Annotated in this window: 6 protein-coding genes; 3 read left to right on the top strand and 3 right to left on the bottom strand. The window is 72.6% G+C overall.

Annotation, left to right across the window (positions count from 1 at the left end):
- Positions 1 to 672, bottom strand: a 672-nt coding sequence (locus V7053_RS16580) for an FAD-binding oxidoreductase (protein ID WP_443022656.1), incomplete at its 3' end; no start/stop codon positions are given.
- A gap of 59 nt (positions 673 to 731) precedes the next feature.
- Here V7053_RS16580 and V7053_RS16575 point away from each other — a divergent pair.
- Positions 732 to 2,291, top strand: a complete 1,560-nt coding sequence (locus V7053_RS16575) for an IS1182 family transposase (RefSeq protein WP_334173376.1) — start codon at positions 732 to 734, stop codon at positions 2,289 to 2,291.
- A gap of 183 nt (positions 2,292 to 2,474) precedes the next feature.
- On the opposite strand, the gene V7053_RS16570 is transcribed toward V7053_RS16575, so the two are convergent.
- Complete coding sequence (locus V7053_RS16570) at positions 2,475 to 3,821, bottom strand: LCP family protein (RefSeq protein ID WP_334173375.1); 1,347 nt, start codon at positions 3,819 to 3,821, stop codon at positions 2,475 to 2,477.
- Positions 3,822 to 4,377: 556 nt separating this feature from the next.
- Here V7053_RS16570 and V7053_RS16565 point away from each other — a divergent pair.
- Together V7053_RS16565 and V7053_RS16560 are read left to right on the top strand one after the other, a co-directional pair.
- Positions 4,378 to 5,037 carry a hypothetical protein gene (locus tag V7053_RS16565; protein WP_334173374.1) on the top strand — a complete coding sequence of 220 codons (660 nt, stop codon included), beginning with the start codon at positions 4,378 to 4,380 and terminating at the stop codon, positions 5,035 to 5,037.
- A gap of 366 nt (positions 5,038 to 5,403) precedes the next feature.
- The gene (locus tag V7053_RS16560; RefSeq protein ID WP_334173373.1) at positions 5,404 to 6,627 is read left to right on the top strand and encodes an LCP family protein; all 1,224 of its coding nucleotides are present in this window, start codon (positions 5,404 to 5,406) and stop codon (positions 6,625 to 6,627) included.
- A 450-nt stretch (positions 6,628 to 7,077) separates the two neighbouring features.
- Here V7053_RS16560 and V7053_RS16555 read toward each other — a convergent pair whose 3' ends face one another.
- The gene (locus V7053_RS16555) at positions 7,078 to 7,707 is read right to left on the bottom strand and encodes a DedA family protein (protein WP_334173372.1); all 630 of its coding nucleotides are present in this window, start codon (positions 7,705 to 7,707) and stop codon (positions 7,078 to 7,080) included.
- Between the last annotated feature and the right edge of the window lie 345 nt (positions 7,708 to 8,052).

Genomic DNA, 8,052 nt, shown 5'->3' with positions numbered 1-8,052 from the left:
AAGCGCCCCGCCGAGGGCAGCGAGCTTGATGTCCGAGCCTGGAGAGGTGAACGACGCCGCAGCGTCGACGAGCGTGGCGATGGCGGCCTCGTCGAGGCCGGAGAGATAGTCGGCCTTCCAGTAGTTCTGCGCACCAGGCCTCCAGTAGGGGTCTTGGGAGCTCTGGACAGCGACGTAAGGCTTGGGTCCCACGGCATCCACTCCGGGGCAGCCCAGACCCCGCAGGGGCCGAAGTCCGCTCTCGGCGTCCTCCGCGGCCCCGCTCCACATCATGCTCAGGGAAAGGACTGGCTGTCCCCAGAGTCGAATTGGGAAAGGTGGGTCCGGCGGAGCGGTGCGCAGGACCGCGACCGACATCGCCTCTTCCGGCAGGTCCTTCACAGCCGCGCACCATCCCGCCAAGACTTCACGGGCCTGGTCAATCGGATAGATAACCGGGCCGGCGACGACCTCGGGCCCGACGTCGTGCAGATCGAATTCCAACGCCGTCGCGACGCCGAAGTTCCCTCCGCCGCCGCGCAGCGCCCAGAACAGTTCCGGCTCGCTCTCCGCCTCCACCCTGATGAGTCTGCCGTCGGCGGTGACCAAGTCGACGGCGCGCAGGTTGTCACTGGCGGCGCCGAAGCGTCGCGTGAGCCAGCCGACGCCGCCCCCTAGGACCGCGCTGAACAATCTGCTGCGCTTGGGGCGTGCCTGCCGGGTTCCTTCTGCTGATCGTTAAGACTTGGTCTATGCAGGGTCGTGATGATGGGCAGCGGGAGATCCTGGACGTCGAGGCGCTGGCTGGGGACCTCCTGGATCCCGGCAGCGTCTTCGCGTTCCTGGCAGGGCACCGTCGGGTGCTGTTTCCGGACGCCATGTTCGAGGACTTGTTCCCTTCCGGGCGTGGGCGGCCCTCGATCCCGGCCGAGGTTGTGGCCACGGTCCTGGTCCTGCAGGCCTTGAACGGGCTCTCGGACCGGGAGGCCGCCGAGGCGGTGACCTACGACCTGCGCTGGAAGGCGGCCTGCGGGTACGCGGTGACCACGAAGGCCTTCCATCCGACGACGCTGACGTACTGGCGCCGGCGTCTGGCCGCGAGCGGGCGCCCGGAGCGGATCTTCGAGGCGGTCGCGGCCGTGGTCGCCGAGACCGGGGTCCTGAAGGCCAAGGCCCGCCGGGCCCTGGACTCGACGGTCCTGGACGACGCGGTGGCCCGCCAGGACACGGTCACGCAGCTGATCGCCGCGATCCGCCGCGTCGGCCGGGAGGTGCCGGGGGCCGACGGGCTGATCGCAAGGGCCTGCACCGGCCACGACTACGCCCAGCCGGGCAAGCCGCGGATCGCCTGGGACGACCCCGCGGCCCGGGACGGGCTGGTCTCGGCCCTGGTCACGGACGCGCTGGCGCTGCTGTCGGCCCTGGACACGGACGGGCTCGAGGGCAGGGCCGCCGAGGCCGTGGCGCTGCTGGCCCTGGTCGCCGGCCAGGACGTGGAGCCGGCCGAGGATTCCGACGGCACCGACGGGCGGTGGCGGATCGCCCGCAAGACCGCCTATGACCGGGTGATCTCCACCGTGGACCCCGACGCCCGGCACGCGCACAAGACCCAGGCCAGGCGCCAGGACGGGTTCAAGGCCCATATCGTCGTCGAGCCCGATACCGGGATCATCACCGCGTCCGCGCTGACGAAGGCCTCCGGGCCGGGCAACGGCGACGCGGCCGTCGGCGCGGGCCTGCTGGGCAGGGACGCCACCATCACCGCCCCGGGCGTGGAAGTGCTCGCCGATTCGGCCTACGGCACCGGGGAGATGCTCGCCGCCGTCGCTGCGGCCGGGCACATCCCGGTGATCAAGCCCTGGCCGCTGCGCCCGGCTGTGGCGGGCGGGTTCACCCCAGACGACTTCACCGTGGACGAGGCCGCCGGCACGGTCACCTGCCCCAACGGCCTCACCCGCAGGATCAGTGCCAAACGCCGCGTCACCTTCGGCGGTGCCTGCACCGGCTGCCCGCTCAGGGACCGCTGCACGAGCGCCAAGGACGGCAAGTCCCTGACCCTGCATCCCCATGACGCGCTCCAGCGCGAACACCGGGCCCGCGCCACCGACCCCGGCTTCATCGCCACCTACCGACGCCACCGCCCCATGGTCGAGCGCTCCATCGCCTGGCTCGCCCGCGGGAACCGGCGCGTGCCCTACCTCGGCGTGGCCAGGAACAACGCCTGGCTCAGTCTGCGCTCGGCCGGGCTGAACCTGCGCCGGATGGTCAATCTCGGACTCACCAGCATCAACGGGGCCTGGGCCATCGGCTAGAAGCCCCCGCAGGGCCAGCCGGCGGCCCCGGAGGCCCAAACAGACCCCCGGCACGGCCATCCCACAAGCCCATCCGGCTCCCGCGCCACCGTCAGACAAGCCGACAACCGCCACCAGCACCAGCCTTGGACGCGCCCAGCCCCGGCACCCACACCGGCAGATCATCCCTTGTTCAGCGGTGTCCTAGCGGACGCAGGGGATGCCACCGCTCTGGAGGACGCTTGCCCAGTTCCCGGCGTTGTAGGTCGGCGCGGACGAGGGCTGCGATGGTCCTCCCTGCGCTCCCGGGCTCTGGGCTGCCGGGGCCTGCTGCGCGGGCGGGGGCCCCTGCTGGATGTGGGCCTGGGACGGGGAGGGGTTGGGGGTGCTTGTGGGCGGGGGCGAGAAGAGCCTGGCGACCTCGGCCTGGAGCGCGCTCCTGTCGACGATGTTGACCGATTCGCCGGTGGAGGACCAGCCGAACCGCAGGATCGGCAGGGTGACGAAGCTGATGTGCCCGGATGCGAGCTGCTTGGCCTTGAACGCGAAGTCGACCAGGTTCAGCGACCGGTCCACCGCGATCTTGTCCTTCACGGCGTTGAGGAGGCCCTGGATCTTCCCGACGTCGGTGAGCGTGCTCGTCTGCCTGAGCTGGTGCAGCAGGGAGGCGATGAAGGCCTGCTGGCGCCGTTCGCGGTCCAGGTCCGAGAGCGCCAGGCCGGAGCCGGAGGTGTCGCGGCGCTGGCGCACGAACGCCACCGCCTGCTGGGCGTCCAGCTGCTGCACGCCCTTCTTGAAGTCCGCGCCCGAGTACGAGTCCTTGGTGGCCTCCTGCAGGCACACCGTGATGGGGGCCAGGGCCCTCGCGACGTCCAGGAACGCCGCCATCGTGATCTCGACGAAGTGGTCGATCCTGATGTTCAGGAACTGCTCCACAGTCTTGATCTCGGCCTTCCGTCCGGCGTCGCGGGCCTGCTGGTAGATCTCCGAGGCGCTCCTGCCCCCGGGGCTGGCCTGGAGGGTGCGCATCGCCTGGTCCATCGCGAAACCGTACGCCTGCTTGACCTTCCCGTGGGACATCCCGTCCGGGGACCCGGGGATGGACACCCAGTCGTCACGCGGGATGGACACCGCGGTCGTCTGGCCCCCGCCCTTGGGCACGTGCAGCACCATCAGGACGTTGCTGTTGTAGCCCCCGTCCGAGGAGTTCCCGGAGTGCAGGGCCTGGTAGTCCTGCTGGCTCAGCGGCTTCCCGTTCTCGTCCAGCCTGCTGTCCAGGCCCATCACCAGGATGTTCACGTCCTGGCCGAACCCCGACCCTCCCGTGAGCGCATCGGAGCGCCGGATCCCGCACACGAGGCCGAAGTAGGCCGCCGCGGCGAAGGCCCCGCTGGCCAGGACGAGGGCCAGGACGACCGCCGCGGAGACCACGGCGATCCTCCGGCGCCGGGACCGGCGGCGCCGGTCGCGGTCGATCAGCTGCCGGTAGAGGCCCCGCCAGGGCTCCCCTGGCCTGCGGCTGGCTCCAGGGGCATCGTGCGGATCCGGCATGGCGGCTCCCCTCGGGTCGACGGACGGCAGCTGGGCAGGCCCCGAGGCTAGCGCGGCAGTCTCCGAGGACTCTGGAAGGCCCTGCTGGCAGCGGGGGCAGACCCTCGCACGGCAGCGGCCCCGCCCCGCTGCCCGGGTGTCCAGGGTCCGCTCTCCACGGCACGGGCCGGAGGAGCACGCCCTCCTCGGCCGGCGCGGGCAATCCCAGAATAGGGTCCAAGGGGCGGCGACCCCGACCGGGCGGGTCCTCAGCTCCCTCTCAGCCGCCGGGGACGATACTGTGCGGGCGGGGCCGGGAACAGGACAGCGCCGGTGGTCAAGCCTCCAGCCGGGCGTTTCCTCTCAGGGCCCCGCAGCCCTGCCCTGCGGCGGCCCCCGGTCCGTCGCCCCCGGTGCCGCCTTCTGGTCCGGGAATGGCTGGGAGGGGCGGGCGGGAGCGTCCCCCATGCGCCCTGCCCGCCCCGCATGGGGCTGCCGCCCATGTTCCTGGTGCCGCCGGGACCGCGGGTGGAGCCCCGTCACCGGTGAACAGGCCATCAGCAGGAGGAGGTTCCCTTTGACCGCCGCGCCCACGGCCCCGCCGCGCCGTTCGGACCCTGCCGTCTCGCTCGTCGGCGGGTTCCTGGGCTGTGTCGGGGCTGTGCTGCTGACTGCCCGGGCGCTGGGCTGGGCGCTCGTTAGCGGAGCGGCTCCCGCTGCCCAGGGGCGCCTGGCTACGCTGTCCCCTGGCCTGGTGGAGCTGTTCGGCCCGGCAGGGGCCCTGGCCGGGGCGGGCAGCGCCCTGTGCATGCTGTTCTTCCTGGCCCTGGTGCGCCTTGCCGGGACCGCTGGGACCTTCGCCGGGCTGGCCGCCGTCCTGGGCGCGGCCCTGGTCCTTGCCCTGTGGCTGGCCGAGGCCACCGCCCTCGCGGTCCTCCCCGCAGCGGGGGAGGCACGGGCAGGCGCCGCAGCTGCGGTGGCGGCCTGCTTCCCCGCGGCCTTCTCCCTGGTGCCCGGGCCGATCCTGTTCGCCGGGATCTCCCGTGCCGGGGCCGCTGCCCTCGGCCCGGCCCTGTCCCGCACCGCCCTGGCCATCGCCGTGCTGCTCCCGGCCATCGCGGCGGTCCCGGGAGCAGCGGCCGGGAACGTCCTGGCCCCCGCGGCACTGGGGGCGTGGTCTCTGGCCGCGGGCATCGCGGTGCTGCGCCGGGCCCGGGTGCGGGTGGGCGCCGGATGAGGACCCGCGGCAGGCCCTCTCGCCGGTCCCCCGCAGAGGGAAGGCGCCGCCGCCACCGAACAGTTGCACGAGCCCTTCCCAGAGAGAGAACCCTCGGATGGGGGCCGCCCATCATGGAGGGATGGAACGCCCACGGACGCTCCGAGGCTGGCCGCCCGGCAGGCGAGGAATCCATCAGCGAGGAGAGCAGGAGCCCCCGATGCCCGAGCACGGACCGGCCAGAGACCCCTCCACCACCGCCCGAGGGCGCCCGGGGCCCCGCGGGCGAGGGGGCGGGCCGTCGGTGCAGGCTCGCCTGACGGGGCGGGGCGCCGCTTCAGGGTCCGGCGCCCCCGGCCCAGGGCCCTCCTGGGCCTGGTCCTCGCCGTGGCCCTCGCCCTGTCCGGCGGCCTGGCCTACATCGGGGTAGCCGCCGCGCGGATCGACGGCAGCATCCACCGCTCCGACATCCTCTCGGACCCCTCAGCCCAGGCCGTCCCCAAGCTGAGCGCGGACACCAACATCCTGATCATGGGGATGGACTCGCGCCTCGGCGAGGACGGGAAACCACTCCCCCAGGACGTCTACAGCGCCCTGCACGCCGGCGGCAGCGGCGTCGGCGGGTACAACGCGAACGTCCTCATGCTCGTCCACATTCCAGCCGACGGGTCCAAGGCCACCGTCATCTCCATCCCCAGGGACGACTACGTCACCACGGCAGGGTTTCCCGGGGCGGGGTTCAAGGCCAAGGTCAAGGAAGCCTACGGGTACGCCCTGGCCGCCGAGCAGACTGCCCTGCTCAGGGCCGGCCAGCCCGACGGCCCCGCCGCCTACCAGAAGGCCCGGGACGCCGGTCGCAGGGCCGAGATCGCCACGGTGTCCGGGTTCCTGGGCAGCGCGCACATCGACCACTTCGTCGAGCTCACCATGGCCGCGTTCTACCAGGTCGCCCAGGCTATCGCACCGATCGCGGTCTGCCTCAACCGCGCCACCCGGGACACCTACTCCGGGGTGGACTTCAAGGCCGGCCTCCAGCAGATCGACGCGAAGCAGGCCATGGCGTTCGTGCGGCAGCGCCGGGACACCTCCGACACGGGCTACAGCTTCAGCGACCTGGACCGCGAACGGCGCCAGCAGGCCTTCATCGTCTCGGTCCTGCACCAGCTCAGGCAGGCCGGCACCCTGGCCGACATCCCGAAGATGCAGAACGTCCTGGACGCCGTGAGCAAGAACATCGCCGTCGACTCCGGGCTCGACCTCATCCAGCTCCTCCAGCAGGCCAGCTCCCTCACCGGCGGGAGCATCTCCTTCACGACCCTGCCCATCACCGGATTCGGCTGGTCGCCCCAGGGCCAGTCCATCAACACCGTCGACCTCGCCCAGGTCCGGGCCACCGTCAGGTCGCTCCTGGCCCCGACGTCCCATCCCACTCCCAAGCCCACCGCGTCCTCCCCTGCCACGACATCGGCCGCCCCAGCCACGCTCGCGGCCCCGGCGCAGCCAGCCAGCCCCGCGCAGCGCTCGGCTCCCGCGCAGTCCCCGGCCCCCAGGCCGACCTACGCGGACTGGACCGGGGCGCTCCAGGGCGGAGGCATCCCCTGCGTCAAATAGCCCGGGAAAGATCCCTCGTCCGGAACGGTCCCCGCCGTGGCGGGCCCCCGGGACAGGGAAGGACCGGGCGGACCAGCCAGGCGGAGGCCGGCCCCGGGGGCCGGAGCGCCCCAGCCAAGGCTCCACGCGGCACCGCTGGGGTTCCCATCGGGGCCCGTCCCCGTTCTCCCACAGCAGCACACACGTCGTGGCCGCATGTGCTACCAGGCCCGGATGCGGTCCGCGGGCCCCCGGCCGAGCCGAAGCGGCCCGACGCGCGCCAGCAGCGATGCCACAGCCCAGAGCAGACGGCTGGGTCCGCACCGGGCGCCGTCGCGCAGGGCGCGGCCCCGGCGCTCATCGCGGGGAACGGCTGCAGTATCCTCTCCCGGATCAGGGAAGACTCTGCCGCGCCTCCCCCGAACCCTTCCAGGGGCGGCCCGCCTTGCGGATGCGGGCGGTCAACGCCACTCAGTCCACCTCGCCCTCAAGGACTGCCGCGGCTTGGCGGCGCGCCTTGGCGCGGCGGCGCAGGGCCTCCACGCCCAAGGGGGCGACTGAGGCCAGGACCAGGAGCGTGGCGAGTGCGTCGATGTTCTTGGCGACGAACTCGACGTGCCCGAGCCACATCCCCACCAGCGTCACGGAGACGGTCCAGGCGGCGGCGCCGAGCACGTTCCAGCCCAGGAACCGGCGGCGGGGATACCTCGCGGCGCCGGCGACGAGCGGGGTGTAGGTCCGGGCAATCGGGACGAAGCGGGCCAGGGCCAGGGCCCGGCCGCCGTAGCGGGCGAAGAACGCCTCGGCGCTTTCGAGGTGCTTGAGCTTGAGGACCCTCGCGTCGGCCCGGAACCAGCGGCGCCCGACGGCCTTCCCGATGAGGTAGCCGACCTCGTTGCCGGCGATCGCGGCCAGGGCTGCGACAAGGACCAGGACGGGCAGGGGCAGGGGAAGGTGGGCCCCGAGGACCCCGAGCGAGAACAGGAGGGTGTCCCCGGGCAGGAACGGGAACAGGAGCCCGGACTCGATGAACATGATGAGCGCCACGATCGCGATCAGCCACGGCCCCGAGCCGGACAGCAGTGAGGTCAGGTCAGGCATGGTCGGTTCTCCTCGGTCGGCGTCCGGTCATGGTGTCCATGGTGCGCCGGGGGGTCTAAGACGGCTCTAAGAAAAGACGGGCCCCGCTGAGCCGGCCGACCCAGGTCAACTTGTGCTCCCGCCTCCACCGCTTCCGGACACCCCAGCCGAAGCCTGCCAGAGCGCCCCAGCGGAGCGGGGACCACACGAGGCCCGCGGTTCTTAGAGCCCTCTTAGAGGCCGGGTCCGAGGATGGGTGCCATGAGCCACCCCGATTCCGTCCTGCGCGCCGACGAGCGCGCCCGCCCCGCGCGCAGCCGCCTGGCCGTGCTGCCGAGCCTTCGGCACTGGCTGCCCGTCTCCCTG

Source organism: Sinomonas sp., from assembly GCF_036848755.1.
GTDB lineage: Bacteria > Actinomycetota > Actinomycetes > Actinomycetales > Micrococcaceae > Sinomonas.
The sequence above is the reverse complement of the archived record's forward strand: the minus strand, read 5'-3'. Positions and strand labels throughout refer to the sequence as shown.